The sequence below is a fragment of the Aestuariispira insulae genome (genome assembly GCF_003385955.1).
In the GTDB taxonomy this organism is placed as follows: Bacteria; Pseudomonadota; Alphaproteobacteria; order UBA8366; family Aestuariispiraceae; genus Aestuariispira; species Aestuariispira insulae.
Genome location: NZ_QRDW01000005.1, coordinates 116765 through 132937, shown reverse-complemented (window position 1 = coordinate 132937; position 16173 = coordinate 116765). Strand labels below are relative to the sequence as shown.

Genomic DNA, 16173 nt, shown 5'->3' with positions numbered 1-16173 from the left:
TACCCCTTTTAGTTTATCCGCAGAATCCTGCGCGCCAATTTTTCCGCGCCACAGGGAAATTGCGCCCTACATCATCCGTTTTTTAGGAGCAAAACCATGAGCCTCGACTCACTCAAAGCCCTGCTTCCCGATTATGCCAAGGATATCAAACTGAACCTGGGCGCCATCTCCCGCGAGACCGCACTCTCCGAACAACAGCTTTACGGCACCCTGCTCGCCTCAGCACTTGCCAGCCGCAATGCGGCTGTGATCAAGGCCGCCGCTGCAGAGGCCGATCCGCATCTCTCCGATGAGGCCAAAGCCGCTGCCAAAGCCGCCGCCGCCGTCATGGGCATGAATAATATCTATTACCGCTTCATTCATCTAGTTTCCGACAAGACTTACCAGACCCTGCCGGCGAAGCTGCGTATGAATGTCATCGCCAATCCCGGCGTCGACAAGGTCGATTTCGAGTTGTGGTCCCTGGCGGTTTCCGCGGTCAATGGCTGCGGCCTGTGCATCGATTCCCATGAACAGGTCCTGCGCAAGGCCGGCCTGGGCGCCGACGCGGTCCAGGCGGCTGCCCGCATTGCTGCCATCATCCATGCGGTCGCCGCCATCCTGGACGGCGAGGATGCCCTGAACGCCGCCTGACCCGCACTTCCCCTTTGATGCGGCAGGGGCATTCAGACAAGACAAAGGCCGGGATATCCCGGCCTTTGTTGTATATGATCGGTTCACAACGCATATACATATGTGAAGGAGGGCATTTACTCTCCAACTCGCACAGTTGTCGACCTGGAAATGAATATTTTTGATGAAGCAAGAACATGCGATGCCAAAAATCTCATTACAACCTCACCTCTCGTCCCGCAACCGCCCCAGAACTCCATGACTGAGATAGGCCTGTTAACACCAGTTCGAATAAGCCCCCAGGAACCCTGTATATCCGGCAGTAAAGAAGGTGAAACTGTCATATCCTATTGGTTGAACGTTTACGCACCTAGAAAAGAACACACAGAATTCATTATCCATCTTCTCTCCAGAACAGAAGGAGAGTGGCAAAAGATTTCCGAACTGTATCCACAAGTAACAAACCTTTCCTGCGTCCTGGAAATTGCTGGGGAAATCATCTTCATCCTGTTGGATGATTTTAATAAGTTTCCTTCTCAGATTGTCGCCATCTCCCGGGGGGATTTGATCAGGGTTTTGCGGGAATATGACCGTTGCCTTACCATGGGAATCAAGAACGCCTCTCCATTCTTGTTTGAATATATTTCCGATGGCACAGAGGCTTTCACATTGTTTCAAAGCCATTTTCCCGGAAAATACCTGTCGGATTAGTGAATTCTGGAGAGATGGAAAGATGCAATGAGAGTCCTTGAACATGGACGGGAAGAGGATACTGAAGTTTACAGAATCCTCTGGAGAAATGGTAAGCGCTATTACTCTGTTATATTTTATCCCGGTTATCCCGGTCTCAGCGACTTGTGCGAGGATGAATGTGAAATTGTCGATCCCTCAATCAAGGATCAATTTATCCTGCATCGATATGACGATGGCACTGAGGCTCTCATTCATTGGATCATTATGCATGGTAACCTGCACGATGATCTGTTGAATCACGAGCCTGGTGCAGTGTTTGAACTCGGCCGGAGGCTTAAGATAAATTATCGGAAAAATGAACGTTTTCCGGGCTCTCCACCTCTGGATAAGTTGCATAAGTCAAAACGCTTTCCCGATGCGGCCGATCATGAGGATGATTATTTCTATTGTCCCCGCTGTTATGAGGCCAATCAGAAAAACGCGATTATGATAAAGCCCTGAGATGCCCATCCTGCGACCTGCTGTATAATTGCGAATGATCGGGACTGAATGAATGACGGCCTCTAACAATCTGTGCTCCACGTGCGGGACAATAACCCAATATCGGATAGAAGGCAGGATCCAGGGTCAGTATTGTGAAATCTGTTCAGCTTGGCAGGTTGTCACCACGTATTTTTCAGCTCTGGAGCTTGACCAAACACTCTATCGTCTCAAAATCATGGTAGAGCACAGGCTTAAACCGGAACAACTAAAAGCCCTGAGCGCAATGCTGAATTTGAACTACCTTGAAATCCGGCGCGCAATCGATCAGCAAAAACCGCTAACGCTATCAGGAAAAGCCAAGGATATCGGTGAAACAATCAAAACACTGACATCGGTCAATCTCGCCTTTGAGTGCCAACCGCCTTTTCCCCAGATAATCGATTAATATCTCGGTCGGAATTCACCGGTATTTTGCGACGATTTCCTCTATCACGCCCTCTTCATGCAAAGAGATAATCACTTGATTCAACTCATCAATTCGTGAAATCAGGGGCGATTTCCTGGAAATGGCAAAATAGACCGGAACATCCGCTTCCGGCTGGTAGGGTGCCAGTTCCAACCTGTCTTTGAAACCTCTGGTCAGCACATCGTAAGAAGCGTTCGGATTGGTGCCCACATAGGTATCGATCCGTCCAGCCGCCAACATGGCCGGAAGCTGTTTTTCCTCGGGCACTTCAATCTTAATCAGATTTTCATCATGGTTAAACGGATCGAAATAGTGGGATTTCGCCACGGCACCGATGCGCAAACCGCGCAAATCCTCATACCGGGTGAGGCGCTCGCCCTCGCCTTTGCGCACATGGAACACCACTGACACATGGTGATAGGGCGTTTCCGCATAATGCATGTATTTTGCCCGCTCTTCGTTCCGGGCGATTCCTGCCTGAAGGTCCAAAAGCCCAACTTCCATCTCCGTCAGACAGCGTTTGAACGGACATTTGCGTACATTCAGCGTGAATTGCATTCTTTTGGCGATTTCACGACCGATGTCGATATCAATGCCCGCCTCCTGATCCCCCTCGGTCAAGCCAAAAGGCGGCCAGTGATTCAATGCAAAATGAACCTCCTGTGCCTTGGCCGGCAGGAAGTTCAAACAGAGACTTAAAAACAGAATCGCGGTTAAAATCTTCACTGGCTTCTCTCGGATGGAAATTCAGTACGAAGGCCAGTCTACCGAGAAAAAGTTTGCCAACTATTAATTTTACATTGATCAATCCGTCTGCAGAACCGCATGGGTGAGTCCATGCTTCTGCCACAATCGGAAAAGCTGGCCGGTGGTAACGATATCTGCCAACGCCCGATTGAACCGATCTTGCATTTCCGGCTCGGCATTGGCTTTGGAAAATGCAAAATAGCCCTGCATCAAGCAGAAAGGCGGATCCAGGAAAATAACTTTCTCATCTGCGAAACTTTGCTGAATCGCTTCCATGGCGTTGCGCTCGTTGCCGGCGATCAAGTCCCCGCGCCGGTTCAACAGCATCTGCATGGCGAGGAAAATATCGTTAGTCACATGCGGCTTCATCAGATCGAGGTTATCTTCAAACCGCTGACCATAAGCCCAGCCGCGGATGGTGATAATCTTTTTTCCCTGAACAGCCTGGAAATCACCACGCCAGTCGAATGCCTCTCTGGCACGGGCGATGAAGACCATCCGGTCTTCATAAAAATGGTTCTGTGTATAATTGAGGAACGCTTCGCGTTCGGGAGTTTTATAGGGACCGATCAAGGCATGGGCATTGCCCTTCTGGACCAGGGTTAGCGCCCGTTTCCAAGGCAGAATGCTAACCAAGAAACGATCACCGGTGCGCTGCTCAATCAAATCCAGCACTTCAACAGCCAGTCCCTGTGGCTGACCACCGGGGTTGGCCTCCAGAATTTCGGCAAAATGCGTCCCGACAAAGAGATATCTCTTCCCTAAGCTCGCGTCATCCGCCCAGGCCAATTGATAAGCCAAGAGATAAAACGGCAAGAACAGCAACAAGCAAGTTTTGAGTTTAAGTCTTTGATAAGAAAAATATTTCACATGAATCTCATTAAACCAGCCCTTATCATTAGGCGCTATAATACCGCAATCCGTCTATCTTTTTTCCGCCCGTTTTTCGTTTTTTTTACCGCTTTTCAACGTTAGGCCACACTGGCCTGGAAGCGCTGCCGGTATTCTCGGGGCGCCACGCCAAAAACCCGGACAAAGGCGCGCCGCAAGCGTTCATCATCCCCGAAGCCGCACGTTTCCGCCACACGCGCCACGCTTAAACGACTTTCGGACAATAGCTGGCGCGCCGCTTCCAGACGATAGTTTTCCACTGCCTTGGCCGGGGTTTGGCCGGTATCTTCAACATAAAGCCGGTTGAAGGTGCGCAAAGACATATTCATCCGATCCGCCAGAGACTCCACCCGTAGATCCGCCGTCAGATTTTCAAGGATCCAGTCATGCAGCGCATCAAAACGCCCCGTCGCATCTTTCACCTGCTGTTGCAGGGGGATGCTGAATTGCGATTGTCCGCCCGGTCGCCACATGAAGGTGACCAACTGCCGCGCCAATCGCACGGCTTCCGACCGTCCCAGATCCTCCGCCACCATGGCCAAGGCCATATCAATGCCCGAAGTGACACCGGCCGACGTCCAGACCCGCCCGTCGCGCACATAAATCGCATCCGCCTCCACCGTGACATCCGGATACCGTCTCTCTAACCAGCGGCAGCTATCCCAATGAGTAGTAGCACGGCATCCCGCCAGGAAACCGGCTTCCGCCAGGAGAAAACTGCCGGAACAGATGGACCCCACGCGGCGGCTTCGGGCCCCAAGGGATGTAATCGCCCCAATCAGCGCACTATCTTGCATGGCAACGGTCGTGCCGATCCCCCCCGCGACCAACAACGTATCAATCTCACGCCCCTGCCAAGTTTCAAACGGTTCGCTTTCCAGCCGAATAACGCTGTCGGTTGCGACCATCCCACCCGCCTGTGAAAGGATCGAAATATCATAGACATCCTCCCCCTCCTCCTGGTTTCCGGCATCGGCAAACACCTGCAAGGCCCCCGTCACATCGAGCAGTTTAACCTCCGGGAAAATCACAAAGACCACACTTCGCTTCAAGTAACGTCTCCTCATGGCATGATATGCGTCTTTATTGTCATTTATGCCAACTCTCTCAGAGATAGTCTAGAAACTCATGCAAATGAGGAGATGACAGATGACCAAACTGGCCGCGCTGGTTTTTCCGGGATTTGAACTGCTTGATCTCTTTGGTCCCTTAGAGCTGTTCGGTTCAGTGGATGCCGATATCAACATTGCGATCACAAGCGGACAGCAAGGTCCAGTCGGCAGCACCCAGGGCCCCCGTGTGATGACCGATTGTTTGTTGAAAGAAGCCCTTGATGCAGAATTGTTTTTGATCCCAGGCGGTCCCGGTATCCGCAATCAGATCCGGAATGAAGATCTGCTAGGTTGGTTAAACGAAAGCGCAAAAACCGCTGACATGATGATGAGTGTCTGTACCGGTTCCGCCCTGCTGGCCGCTGCCGGGCTGTTGGATGGCAGACGCGCCACCACCAACAAGCTTTCTTTCTCCCGGGTGGCCCGCACGGGAAAAAACACCCAATGGATCAAGCAGACAAGATGGGTCGAGGACGGAAAATACTGGACCTCATCCGGGGTCTCTGCCGGGATGGATATGGCACTTGCGGTAATAGAACGCAAATTCGGCAGGGATTGCGCCAAGAAGGCCGCTATTTATGCCGAATATGACTGGCACAATAATCCAGACTGGGATCCCTTTGCCGAAATCCACGGGCTGGTGTAATCAGCCTGCTATCAGATCATGGATGCCAGATAGACAAAACCTGCGATGACCGTGAGCAAAATTACGACGAACGCGCTGATGCCGAATATCGCGATGCCACCAAACAGCCGCGGCACCAGAGAGGATTGTTTTTCCGGGCGCAGGACACTGTTGTTCAGGGAGACATTCACCAGGTGATCAGCATGCAGGACCCCTTCGCGCATTTCGCCAAAAACCTCGACAATATGCCCATTGCCCACCTGACCGCTGAATTCCAACAAACCTCCCATCTGTACAGGAATTTTCCGGCGTTCCCCGGTTTTGCGGTTTTGCTGTTCCAACAAAAATTCAATCCTGCGATGACCGCCTTTACCAAGATAGAAGCGATCCTTCATACCATCCACAACACCTTTGAAACCGGTTAAGGTATCTACCGTCGCCATCGTCTGGCTTTCCGAGACATCAGCCATAGCCCACTTCTCCCGCTCAATAGCTCATTGGTTCATCATCTAGGCAGATATCATCCGTGCCGGAAAAATCATCATCACCGCCATCACACAGGCCGCCATCCAGCCCGCCACCGGTCTCCGGCAGGTCCTGAGACATGACTTCTTCACTGAAATCGGCCTCTGCCTGGTCCGGTACATCATAATAGGCCTCGCCCCCACAGGGATCGGACAAACCTTGCTCCTGCTCATGATCATGGCTCATGCCTTCGGCGGAACCGTATCCTTTTTCCCCGGAGACCGGTATCTCGCCATCACAGAGGTTCTCCGCCCCCGTATCACCTGTTGCGCCAATCCCGGATTTGTCCGCCGAAGACTGGTGGCTCTCTACGGCGTCTTGCCAGCCGCTGGATAGGTTGCCGGGGCAATCGTTCAGATCATTGCCCTGCTCGTCGCGGGAATCCTCAAAGCGTGCATGTTCCTCACCACCGAGCTGCCCCGGACCACGCACCATCTGATATCCGTCATTGGTCACATCAAACCGGGCATCGCCCCCGTCGACAGACACCGTTCGGCTCTCTGCCGGGGCCTGATCGCAATTGGGTCCTTGCGGTTCCGGCTCCGATGCATCCACGGAAGTATCCGCCTCGCCCCAGTCTGCCGCATCGACACCAAAATCGGCGGAGCCATCCGTGACACCCCAATCCGTTTCCCCGTCACCAAGATCAAATTCTCCGGCATCGGCAAAACCGGCATCGGCGGCACCGGAAGCATCAGCTCCTTCAAGGCCCCAATCATCTTCCGATTCAGGGCCTTCCAGCCCGGCATCATCCAAGTCTGTATCATCCAGGCCCGCATCACCAAACCCGGCATCCGCATCGAAATCATCTATCTCCAATGGATCATCGTCATCGACATCATGTGGATCGTCTTCGCGGACTGTCATGATATGCCCCCTTGATGTTAAAAACACAACCATCAAAGGGGCATGATACTATATTTCGCGCATAAGGTGCAGTTGGAATTGCGCCCCTCGTTCAGGGAAGCGATCGGGGCTTAACCCTGCTGGCTCATTTCGCCGACAAAATCAAAAATCGCCTCACGCGTCGCATCCGGGGCTTCGGCCATCATCATGTGGCCGGATCCTTCAATGATCGCCCGATCACAATGCTCAAAGGCTTCCAAAAGCGGCTGTGCCGCCTTCGGCGGGGCCATCTTGTCCAACGTCCCCTGGATCATCAGCACCGGACAGGAGACCTGTCCAGCCGCGGCAATCGCGCCCTGATAGGCATTGCAGGCCGCCATGTCCGCAAAAAGCACACCCGGCTTCGACTGGTCGATCAGACGGATTGCCGCCCCGATCATCCAGACACCATGGGCGATATTGCCGCCCTTATGCGCAGGACCGCCATGGCCCCAGCTGGCAACCAGTTTCGCCGCCCGGATATCGTTGGCTTCCGCCGCGGCCAGCAGGTCCGGATGCACCGGCATGCTTGCCGCCATCCCGCACAGGATCAACCCCGCCACCTTGTCACCGTGGCTTGAAGCCGTCTGTAGGCAGGCCAAAGCGCCCATGGAATGGCCACAAATCACAGCCTTCTCGGCACCGCTCTCCTGGATGAGCTCAGCGATAAAATCCCCAAGACCTTCGATGGAAGCAATCGCCTCGCCTTCGCTGCGACCATGGCCCGGCAGATCAATCGCCAGCACGGAAAATCCGTGATGGGCCAGGAATCTCGTTTGCTGGCCCCAGACTGCATGGCTCATGCCCGCGCCATGGACCAGGATGATCACCGGCTTGGCCGCATCAAATGCCTGACCGCCGGTATTGGCGAAAATCTTCGTTCCCTGGATAGTGAGTTCCATCAGCCGGCCCTCTTCGATGCTTTATACAATGCCTTGCCCAGATCATTGATCAGATCATCCACATCCTCCAATCCAACCGACATGCGAATCAGGTCCTCGCCGATCCCGGCGGAAGCAAGCTGTTCCAGGCTCAGCTGTTGGTGGGTGGTGCTGGCCGGGTGCAGAACCAGGCTCTTGGCGTCGCCCACATTGGCCAGATGGCTGAACAATTCCACGCTCTCGATAAAGGCCGCCCCGGCGGCCCGCCCGCCCTTCACGCCAAAAGAAAGGATCGAACCCGGACCTTTTGGCATATATTTCTGGGCCAGTGCATGGTCAGGGTGGCTTTCAAGCCCCGGATAATTAACCCATTCCACCGCGTCATGACCTTCCAGGAAGGCCGCGATCTTGCGCGCATTGGCCACATGGCGGTCCATGCGCATGGGCAGGGTCTCCACTCCTTGCAGAATATAGAAGGCATTGGCCGGGCTCATAGCCGGACCAAAATCGCGCAACCCTTCGGCACGCGCACGCATGATAAAGCCGGCCGGACCATATTCCTCGGCAAAGACAATACCGTGATAGCCCGCATAAGGTTCGGTCAGGGTCGGAAATTTGTCGGACGCAGTCCAGTCGAACGTGCCGCCATCAATCAGCGCCCCGCCCATGGCAACACCGTGTCCACCAAGCCATTTGGTGGCGCTGTGCATGATGATATCCGCGCCATGCTCGAACGGACGGCAAAGGTAGGGCGTATTGAAGGTCGCATCAATCATCAGTGGCAATCCCGCCTCATGGGCGACCGCCGCGACCTTTTCGATATCCAGAACATCCAGGCCCGGGTTACCCAGGATTTCAGAAAACACCAGACGGGTTTCAGGCCGGATTGCAGCCCGGAAGGCTTCCGGGTCCCGCGGATCGACAAAGGTGGTGGTAATGCCAAAGCGCGGCAATGTGTGGGTGAAAAGATTGATCGACCCACCATAAAGCGCCTTGGACGCCACAATATGCGCCCCCTGCCCCATCAGGGTGACAATCGCCAGATGCAGTGCCGCATGGCCGCTGGCACAGCAGAGCGCGCCGACCCCACCTTCCAGGGCAGCCAAGCGTTCTTCAAGGACCGAAACCGTGGGGTTGGAGATCCGCGAATAAATATGGCCTGACCGTTCCAGATTAAAGAGTGACGCCGCATGATCGGTATCTTCGAACACGTAGGATGTGGTCTGGTAAATCGGCACTGCCCGCGCGCCGGTCACCGGGTCCGGCTGTTGGCCCGCATGCAGGGCAAGCGTATCAAATTTAAGGAAATCCGGATCGATCATGGCCTTAGCTCTTTGTCGTTCGATTTATCATTCGGAACAAGAGGGTAACGGCTGAAAGGTCGGTCTACAACATCGCTTTTGAGGAATAAGGCACCCGACCGGCAAACAGGCGGATTAACCTGGTTTTCGAACGAAAAACCGCAATAGATCATATGTTTGAAATAAAATCACGTGAGGGCTAATCACTGTTAAAAAAGTAAAGGGGTCGCCGCAGCGACCCCCTCCCTCAAGCTCTTTTGAACACGAACCTCAGCTCTTTGATGAGCTGTTAAGTTCGTTCCCCTGTTCAACTTGCTTACCTGCGAGAGGGACGTTAGCCGTGATCTCTTCGTGCGTCAAAGCAAAAAAGCGAACAATTCGCATATTTTTTTTCTTGATTTCGGTAATTTTCAGAGTCACTTAGCGCCCCCGATTTCGATCCTCTGTTACAAATTTATTACTTTTCAAGACATTATCAGATCACTCTGCCCGGCCAATTATCCAACTGTTCAAAAAGGGCATTGATTACTTTTTCCGAGCGTCTTTCTCTCAGACATACAATATATTCGAGAATTTCCATTTCCGACCCTCGTATTGCGATAGATTTCAGCCGCTCATCCTGCCCCAATTCGGTGTCGGCGATAATTCCCACACCAAATCCCGCGGCCACTGCTTCCTTAACAGCTTCCCGGCTGCCGATCTCCATCATGTCGGAAAATGTCAGCCCTGCAGAATAGACGAATTGTTCAAAGACCGTCCGGGTGGCTGAATCCCGTTCCCGGACAATCAGTCGTCGCCCGACCAGATCTGAGAGCTCCACGCTGTTTTTCCGCGCCCAGGGATCATCCACACTGACAAAGGCAATCAGATCCGCCCGCTGTAAAACTTCGGAAACCAGCCGTTCCGAATATCCGGCTTCTGATCGAACCGCCACATCCACCCGCCCCTCCAAAAGATCCCGCTGGATCTGGGCGGTGTTACCGGTTTTCAAGGCCACTTCGATCCCCGGATAATGGCGGCTGAAGGCGCTCAGCAGCGGGATGATGTTATGGGGGGCGTCCGCGCCGACCGTCAGATGGCCCGTGGCCAGATCGCCAGCCTCCCTCAGCATTCGGTCTATGGCCGCTTCCTGCGCCATTAATGATCGGCTTTTCTCCAGCAGCCTCGCGCCCAGGGCCGTTAATTCAACGCCCCGCCCTTTGGGTTTGAAAAGCTTCACCCCGTAATCCGTCTCCAACGCCTTCACATGATCGGACAGCGTCGGCTGGGAAATATTCACAGCCTGGGCAGCCCTTGTATAGCTGCCATGCTGGGCTACCGCGTGGAAAGCGCGCAATCGAGAATAATTCATCGGTGATACCTATATTTTCTATCCAATATATCGATTAGATGAGAAAGAGGAAATGGACTTATCCTGGAAACCGGTACTGAATTTTTAAAATCCAGGGATTTTGAGAGATGAGCCTGCCCAATCAAGCAGATGTGGTCATTATCGGCGGCGGCGTCGCCGGCTGTTCCATAGCCTACCACCTGACCAAGATCGGCATCACCGATGTGGTCCTCTTGGAACGCAAACAACTCACCTGCGGCACCACCTGGCATGCAGCGGGTCTGGTCGGGCAACTGCGCGCCACCCGCAACATGACCGAGCTGGCGAAATATACCGCTGAATTATTCAAGGGCCTGGAAGAGGAAACCGGGCAGGCAACCGGCTTCAAGCAAAACGGCTCCATCTCGCTGGCTTTGAATGACGAGCGGCTGGAGGAATTGAAGCGCGGCGCCTCCATGGCCAAGAATTTCGGACTGGAGGTGAATGTCATCTCCACCGGCGAGATCGCGGAACGCTATCCGGAATTAAATGTGGAAGATGCCGTGGGCGGTGTCTTCCTGCCGGCCGATGGTCAGGTCAACCCGATCGATGTCACCCAGGCCATGGCCAAGGGCGCGCGGTCCCAGGGGGCCAAGGTGCTGGAAGGTGTCACCGTCACAAGGATCCTGAAAGAAGGTGGCAAGGCGGTTGGCGTTGTCACCGACCAGGGCGAGATCCGCGCCGACAAGGTGGTGATCTGCGGCGGCATGTGGAGCCGGGATCTGGCCGCCCGGATCGGTGTGAATGTCCCCCTTCATGCCGCCGAGCATTTCTACATCGTCACCGAGCCGATGGAAAAACTCAAAGCCAATCTGCCGGTCCTGCGCGTGCCTGACGAATGCGCCTATTACAAAGAGGATGCGGGCAAACTGTTGCTGGGCTGTTTCGAGCCGGTCGCCAAACCCTGGGGCATGGACGGCATTCCTGAGGATTTCTCCTTCGATTCCCTGCCTGAGGATTTCGATCATTTCGAACCGATCCTGGAAGCGGCGCTCAACCGCTATCCGCCGCTGGCGGAAGCCGGCATCTCGCTTTTCTTCAACGGGCCGGAAAGCTTCACCCCGGATGACCGTTATCTGCTGGGCGAAACGCCGGAAGTGGACAATCTTTTTGTCGCCACCGGCTTCAACTCCATCGGCATCCAGTCCTCCGGCGGGGTTGGCAAGGTTCTGTCCGAATGGATCCGCGACGGCCATCCCCCTGTGGACTTGTCCGATGTGGATATCCGCCGGACCACATCTTTTCAGTCGAACAAAAATTATCTGCATGACCGAACGGTAGAGGGGCTGGGCCTGCTCTATGCCATGCATTGGCCGTTTTACCAGTATCAAACCGCTAGGGATGCCCGCAGAACCGCCCTGCATGACAGGATCACCGCCCAGAATGCCTGTATGGGCGAGACAGCGGGCTGGGAACGGCCTATGTGGTTCGCGCCGGCCGGTGTCGAAGCAAAGATGGAATATTCCTACGGCCGCCAAAACTGGTTTGACTATACCGGAGCTGAATGCCGGGCAGTCCGTGATGCTGTCGGCCTGTTTGATCAATCCAGCTTTCACAAATTCCTCTTGCAGGGGAAAGACGCCTGCAAGGTGCTGAACCGGATTGCCGCCAACGAGGTCGATGTCCCCATCGGCAAAATGGTTTATACCCAGTTTCTAAACGAACGCGGCGGCATAGAATCCGACCTGACCGTCACCCGCATTGCCGAGGATCAATATCTGATCGTCACCGGCGGCGCGGTCCAGACCCGCGACTTCACCTGGCTAAAACGCCATATCCCCGATGACGCCCATGCCTTCCTGACCGATGTCACCTCCGGCATGCCGATGATCGGCCTGATGGGTCCGAACAGCCGCGCATTATTACAGGACCTGACCGGTGCGGATCTATCCAACGAGGCCTTCCCCTTTGGCTCCTCACAGGAGCTGGAGCTGGGTTACGCCAAAATCCGCGCCAGCCGCATTACCTTTGTTGGCGAATTGGGCTGGGAGATTTATATGCCGGCCGAATTTGCCACCCATGTCTATGACCGGGTGGTTGAGGCGGGCGGTGCCCACGGCCTCAAACATGCAGGCTATTTCGCGCTCAACGCCTGCAGGGTCGAAAAAGGCTACCGCCATTGGGGCCATGACATCGCGGACGAGGATAATCCCATTGAGGCGGGCCTTAGTTTTGCCGTCGCCTATGAAAAAGAAGGCGGCTTCATCGGCCGGGATGCCATGATGCGCGCCAGAGATCAGGGCACGCCCGCCCGCCGCCTGGTCCAGATCTGCATGGAAGAGGACGGGGCGGACGCGCCGTTGCTGTATCACGAAGAGCCCATCTACCGGGATGGCGTCCTGGTGGGATCCACTACCTCCGGCATGTGGGGACACCGATTGAACAAATCCCTCGGCATGGGGTATGTCCGCTGCGACGAGGGTGTCACCAAGGACTGGCTTGATAGTGGCATTTTTGAAGTGGAAGTCGCCTGGCAGCGCCACCGGGCCAAGGTTCAGTTCGCACCTTTCTATGATCCCAAGATGGAGCGGGTCAAAAGCTGACCCGGATCTTCATAACCCAGGTGAAACTGGAAAGGGGCGCGATCAATCGCGCCCCTTTTCCCGACTTTTCAGCGGCAATTCCTGCATTTAACCCGCAGCAACCCCGGTCGCAGTCATCCCTTTCGGGTTCTCGCCAAAACGGTTGGGATCTTTGCTGTCCGTACAACAGAAAATGATAAATACGATCCAGCCAATCAACGGGACAATACCGATCAAAACCCACCAGCCGCTGCGATCAATATCGTGCATGCGGCGCACCGACACGGCAAGGCTTGGCAGGAAGAATGCCAAACCAACGATCAGGCTGAGAATCTGGGTTTCAATCGCCGATTCCACCACGCCCAGAATGACAGAGATGATGACGTAAAAGAGAGTAAAATACCAATATTCGCTGCGGCGGGCACGGCCCGAAAAATCCACATATTTCCGAAAACAGGTGCTGATAGCTTCACCAAACCCCATGAGAAAACCCCTTCTGGCTTATTAATTTCAATAATGTCCCGTACCAACATGATCTTTGTTTGGCAACAGCAATATCCATAGCCCCCGCCAACAAAGAAATGAGCCGCCCGAAGGCGGCTCAAGTGAACAGGGGTCTTAGAGTGTCACTAGGCCCGATGGGTAAGGGTGGGATTCGGGCCTTGGGGTAGACAGTTATTTTTATAAAGTAGAAAAGCTAACAACAGGTTAAGAGTGGGAAATATTATTATTCACGCTAAAACCGGTACGCATGGCGAGACTGGATTCCAAAACGGAATGCCTGGCAAAAACCAGGCATTCCATGCTCCCAGACTTGGCTTCATCTTGTGATTTTTTTCTGCTGATGAAGCAGCCGATTATGGTGGCTCCCCTCGCGAGGGATCGGCTCATCGCCGAGCCAACGCTGTGATACACCGCCCGGATAAATTCCACTAACGAATTTTATTCGTGTATGATATTCGAAAATCAAATAGATAAAGAGAGAACTAGCCGATGGATGTCACCCTGGCCCGCACCTTTCTCGCGGTCGTGGAAACCGGCAGCTTCATGGAGGCGGCCAATCATGTCCATGTGACCCAGTCCACGGTCAGCATGCGGATCAAAACCCTGGAAGAACAGCTGGGCCAGAGCCTGTTTGACCGCAGCAAGGCAGGCGCCAGCCTGACCGCGGTCGGACGCCGTTTTCAGCGCCATGCCCTTTCCATGGTGCGGGTCTGGGAACAAGCCCGGATCGAAGTCGCCCTGCCCCCCGGCTATCAATCAGCCTTGACGGTGGGCGGACAATTCAGCCTTTGGGACGGCTTTTTGTTGAAATGGCTGGCGCTCAGTCGGACTGACGCGCCCGAAATTGCGATTCGGACCCAAATCGGTTTTTCCGACGCGCTGATGCAGCGCCTGATCGAAGGCAACCTCGACCTTGCCATCATCTATACCCCGCAAAGCCGACCGGGTTTCAGGATTGAGAAACTGTTCGAAGAGGAACTGGTACTGGTTTCCAGTGCCCCCCAGACAACCGAACCGCCCGGTCCCAACTATATTTATATTGATTGGGGGCCGGAATTTCAGGCGGACCACAGCCAGTTTTTCCCGGAAATCTCTATTCCCGGGATCTATATGGAGCTTGGCTCGCTGGGCCTTAAATATCTTTTGGAAAATCCCGCATCCGGCTATTTCCCCCACCGCCTGGCTAAGCCGCTCTTGGATCAGGGACGCCTCCAACTGGTTGAGGGCGCGCCTCGTTTTAACTATCCGGCCTACGCGGTATATCCCAAAGACAGTGAGCAAAACGCCCTTGCCAAAATCCTGCCCCCCCTGCGCCAGGCAGCAGGGGAAACCTAAGCTTGATAAGTCTCCATCCATTTGAAAAACGGATGATATCCATCGATGAAATTCGTTATGCATCGTCTCGCCAATCCCCCTAGCATGCTGGCGCGCATAGCCCTATCCATTGCGACGGATGGTTATTCATTATCATGGCAAGAGCCGCCTCAGCCCGCAGCCGCCCCTTACCGGCATCGCCCTGCCCGCCGGACTGTCATCCCGGGATCACCAGTCTCTTTTATCTCTGGCAGCGGAAAACCGCCTTCAATGACATCCCCCGCCAGCAGGATTTCGCAGAACAGGAACTGGCTGGCTTTGTCGACCGGCTCTCCCTGCTGGCGTTTGACTATCGGTTAGAACAGCTGACGTTTGTGCGAGCTGCCCCTTTCCTGCAGCAGAAATTTGGGCGCGACCCATCCGGTTGTCCTGTTCATACCTGCTACCGAGGGGCCACCTGGCTGGCAGTCTGGAAGGATTACCGACAAGTAATCGACAAGGAAAACCCGTCTTCAGCCGAACCGAAGACGGGTTGGAAAATCTCTATCTGCCGGTCCAGGCCGACTTGCAAAGCGCCAGCCGGATTTTCAGCTTTTCAATCTGAGCCCGCCGTCTGCTGGATTATCCCTCGATCAAAAGCGGCTCCAGCTCTTCACCGGTCCCGTCGATATTGACCAGCAGCTTGCCCAGATCCAGCAAAATGATCAGATTGTCTTTTTCTTCAAAAACACCTTTGGACACGGCTTTCAGGGTCTGAGGCACCGTGAAGGGCAAACGTTCAATCGCTCGGGGCGCGATATTGATCACCCGGTCCACCTCTTCGACCAAAAACCCGCACAGCGCGCCTTTCCAGACCACCGTCACGCAGTGATCCGGATCGCCCTGGGGAAGTCCAAGATAGCTGGCGGGGTCAATGACCGTCGCCACCCGCCCGCGCATATTGGCGATCCCGCGCACATAAGAAGGCGCGGTCGGCACCGGGGTCACCGCATGCAGCCGAACCACATCCTGGATATCCAGGGTGGGAATGCCAAAACTATGACCGCCAAAACGGGCAACCACATAGCCTTCCTGGACAACATCAACCGAGTTACGGGATACAAGACCACTCATGGGTTTTCTAACCTATCTGAGAGAGGGAAATCGGCGCATAAATGGCATGTTTCCAGCAAATTACAATCGAATTAATCCAATGGATGTCATCGGTCACACCGATAGAAGGAAGGGGTTGATAATCAACTGA

Annotated in this window: 17 protein-coding genes; 7 read left to right on the top strand and 10 right to left on the bottom strand. The window is 54.4% G+C overall.

Annotated features, from left to right (window positions below):
* Positions 1-96: 96 nt before the first annotated feature.
* The 4 genes from ahpD to DFP90_RS13385 all read left to right on the top strand — a co-directional run bounded on the left by ahpD (position 97) and on the right by DFP90_RS13385 (position 2233).
* The gene (gene ahpD / locus DFP90_RS13400; RefSeq protein WP_115937008.1) at positions 97-633 is read left to right on the top strand and encodes an alkylhydroperoxidase, AhpD family; all 537 of its coding nucleotides are present in this window, start codon (positions 97-99) and stop codon (positions 631-633) included.
* 102 nt (positions 634-735) lie between these two features.
* Positions 736-1323, top strand: coding sequence for a hypothetical protein (locus DFP90_RS13395; protein ID WP_147301008.1), 588 nt, complete (start codon positions 736-738; stop codon positions 1321-1323).
* 27 nt (positions 1324-1350) lie between these two features.
* Positions 1351-1806: a metallophosphoesterase family protein gene (locus DFP90_RS13390; RefSeq protein ID WP_115937006.1), complete on the top strand. Its 456-nt coding sequence runs from the start codon at positions 1351-1353 to the stop codon at positions 1804-1806.
* A gap of 52 nt (positions 1807-1858) precedes the next feature.
* Positions 1859-2233 (top strand): hypothetical protein, encoded by a 375-nt coding sequence (locus DFP90_RS13385; protein WP_115937005.1) that lies wholly within the window; start codon positions 1859-1861, stop codon positions 2231-2233.
* A gap of 15 nt (positions 2234-2248) precedes the next feature.
* Here the strand turns inward: DFP90_RS13385 and DFP90_RS13380 are convergent, their stop codons facing one another.
* The 3 genes from DFP90_RS13380 to DFP90_RS13370 form a co-directional block, all read right to left on the bottom strand.
* Entirely contained in the window at positions 2249-2980 is a 732-nt protein-coding gene (locus DFP90_RS13380; protein ID WP_181905345.1) for a substrate-binding periplasmic protein, read from the bottom strand.
* A gap of 78 nt (positions 2981-3058) precedes the next feature.
* The gene (locus DFP90_RS13375) at positions 3059-3802 is read right to left on the bottom strand and encodes a substrate-binding periplasmic protein (protein ID WP_218044674.1); all 744 of its coding nucleotides are present in this window, start codon (positions 3800-3802) and stop codon (positions 3059-3061) included.
* A 170-nt stretch (positions 3803-3972) separates the two neighbouring features.
* The gene (locus tag DFP90_RS13370) at positions 3973-4944 is read right to left on the bottom strand and encodes a GlxA family transcriptional regulator (protein ID WP_218044673.1); all 972 of its coding nucleotides are present in this window, start codon (positions 4942-4944) and stop codon (positions 3973-3975) included.
* 97 nt (positions 4945-5041) lie between these two features.
* Here DFP90_RS13370 and DFP90_RS13365 point away from each other — a divergent pair, with 97 nt between their 5' ends.
* Positions 5042-5650: a DJ-1/PfpI family protein gene (locus tag DFP90_RS13365; protein WP_115937001.1), complete on the top strand. Its 609-nt coding sequence runs from the start codon at positions 5042-5044 to the stop codon at positions 5648-5650.
* Positions 5651-5661: 11 nt separating this feature from the next.
* Here the strand turns inward: DFP90_RS13365 and DFP90_RS13360 are convergent, their stop codons facing one another.
* The 5 genes from DFP90_RS13360 to DFP90_RS13340 form a co-directional block, all read right to left on the bottom strand.
* Complete coding sequence (locus DFP90_RS13360) at positions 5662-6099, bottom strand: hypothetical protein (protein ID WP_115937000.1); 438 nt, start codon at positions 6097-6099, stop codon at positions 5662-5664.
* 16 nt (positions 6100-6115) lie between these two features.
* Positions 6116-7021: a hypothetical protein gene (locus DFP90_RS13355; RefSeq protein WP_115936999.1), complete on the bottom strand. Its 906-nt coding sequence runs from the start codon at positions 7019-7021 to the stop codon at positions 6116-6118.
* Between the two features lie 110 nt (positions 7022-7131).
* Entirely contained in the window at positions 7132-7941 is an 810-nt protein-coding gene (locus tag DFP90_RS13350) for an alpha/beta fold hydrolase (protein WP_115936998.1), read from the bottom strand.
* Positions 7941-9242 carry an O-acetylhomoserine aminocarboxypropyltransferase gene (locus DFP90_RS13345; RefSeq protein WP_115936997.1) on the bottom strand — a complete coding sequence of 434 codons (1302 nt, stop codon included), beginning with the start codon at positions 9240-9242 and terminating at the stop codon, positions 7941-7943. Before DFP90_RS13345 ends, DFP90_RS13350 begins: the two co-directional genes overlap by 1 nt.
* Before the next feature lie 454 nt (positions 9243-9696).
* Positions 9697-10572 carry a LysR substrate-binding domain-containing protein gene (locus DFP90_RS13340; RefSeq protein ID WP_115936996.1) on the bottom strand — a complete coding sequence of 292 codons (876 nt, stop codon included), beginning with the start codon at positions 10570-10572 and terminating at the stop codon, positions 9697-9699.
* Positions 10573-10679: 107 nt separating this feature from the next.
* On the opposite strand from DFP90_RS13340, the gene DFP90_RS13335 reads away from it, so the two are divergent.
* A complete protein-coding gene (locus tag DFP90_RS13335) occupies positions 10680-13133 on the top strand; it encodes a GcvT family protein (RefSeq protein ID WP_115936995.1) in 2454 nt (817 codons plus the stop codon).
* Positions 13134-13220: 87 nt separating this feature from the next.
* Here DFP90_RS13335 and DFP90_RS13330 read toward each other — a convergent pair whose 3' ends face one another.
* Positions 13221-13553 carry a DUF805 domain-containing protein gene (locus tag DFP90_RS13330; protein ID WP_245957070.1) on the bottom strand — a complete coding sequence of 111 codons (333 nt, stop codon included), beginning with the start codon at positions 13551-13553 and terminating at the stop codon, positions 13221-13223.
* Positions 13554-14105: 552 nt separating this feature from the next.
* On the opposite strand from DFP90_RS13330, the gene DFP90_RS13325 reads away from it, so the two are divergent.
* Complete coding sequence (locus DFP90_RS13325; protein WP_115936993.1) at positions 14106-14951, top strand: LysR family transcriptional regulator; 846 nt, start codon at positions 14106-14108, stop codon at positions 14949-14951.
* A gap of 600 nt (positions 14952-15551) precedes the next feature.
* Here DFP90_RS13325 and DFP90_RS13320 read toward each other — a convergent pair.
* Complete coding sequence (locus tag DFP90_RS13320; protein WP_115936992.1) at positions 15552-16043, bottom strand: chemotaxis protein CheW; 492 nt, start codon at positions 16041-16043, stop codon at positions 15552-15554.
* Positions 16044-16173 lie beyond the last annotated feature (130 nt).

Excerpts from the sequence above, each read along its gene's own strand:
- ahpD (WP_115937008.1), top strand. The coding sequence starts at position 97 with ATGAGCCTCGACTCACTCAAAGCCCTGCTTCCCGATTATGCCAAGGAT.
- DFP90_RS13390 (WP_115937006.1), top strand. The coding sequence starts at position 1,351 with ATGAGAGTCCTTGAACATGGACGGGAAGAGGATACTGAAGTTTACAGA.
- DFP90_RS13385 (WP_115937005.1), top strand. The coding sequence starts at position 1,859 with ATGACGGCCTCTAACAATCTGTGCTCCACGTGCGGGACAATAACCCAA.
- DFP90_RS13365 (WP_115937001.1), top strand. The coding sequence starts at position 5,042 with ATGACCAAACTGGCCGCGCTGGTTTTTCCGGGATTTGAACTGCTTGAT.
- DFP90_RS13360 (WP_115937000.1), bottom strand. The coding sequence starts at position 6,099 with ATGGCTGATGTCTCGGAAAGCCAGACGATGGCGACGGTAGATACCTTA.
- DFP90_RS13355 (WP_115936999.1), bottom strand. The coding sequence starts at position 7,021 with ATGACAGTCCGCGAAGACGATCCACATGATGTCGATGACGATGATCCA.
- DFP90_RS13350 (WP_115936998.1), bottom strand. The coding sequence starts at position 7,941 with ATGGAACTCACTATCCAGGGAACGAAGATTTTCGCCAATACCGGCGGT.
- DFP90_RS13345 (WP_115936997.1), bottom strand. The coding sequence starts at position 9,242 with ATGATCGATCCGGATTTCCTTAAATTTGATACGCTTGCCCTGCATGCG.
- DFP90_RS13340 (WP_115936996.1), bottom strand. The coding sequence starts at position 10,572 with ATGAATTATTCTCGATTGCGCGCTTTCCACGCGGTAGCCCAGCATGGC.
- DFP90_RS13335 (WP_115936995.1), top strand. The coding sequence starts at position 10,680 with ATGAGCCTGCCCAATCAAGCAGATGTGGTCATTATCGGCGGCGGCGTC.
- DFP90_RS13325 (WP_115936993.1), top strand. The coding sequence starts at position 14,106 with ATGGATGTCACCCTGGCCCGCACCTTTCTCGCGGTCGTGGAAACCGGC.
- DFP90_RS13320 (WP_115936992.1), bottom strand. The coding sequence starts at position 16,043 with ATGAGTGGTCTTGTATCCCGTAACTCGGTTGATGTTGTCCAGGAAGGC.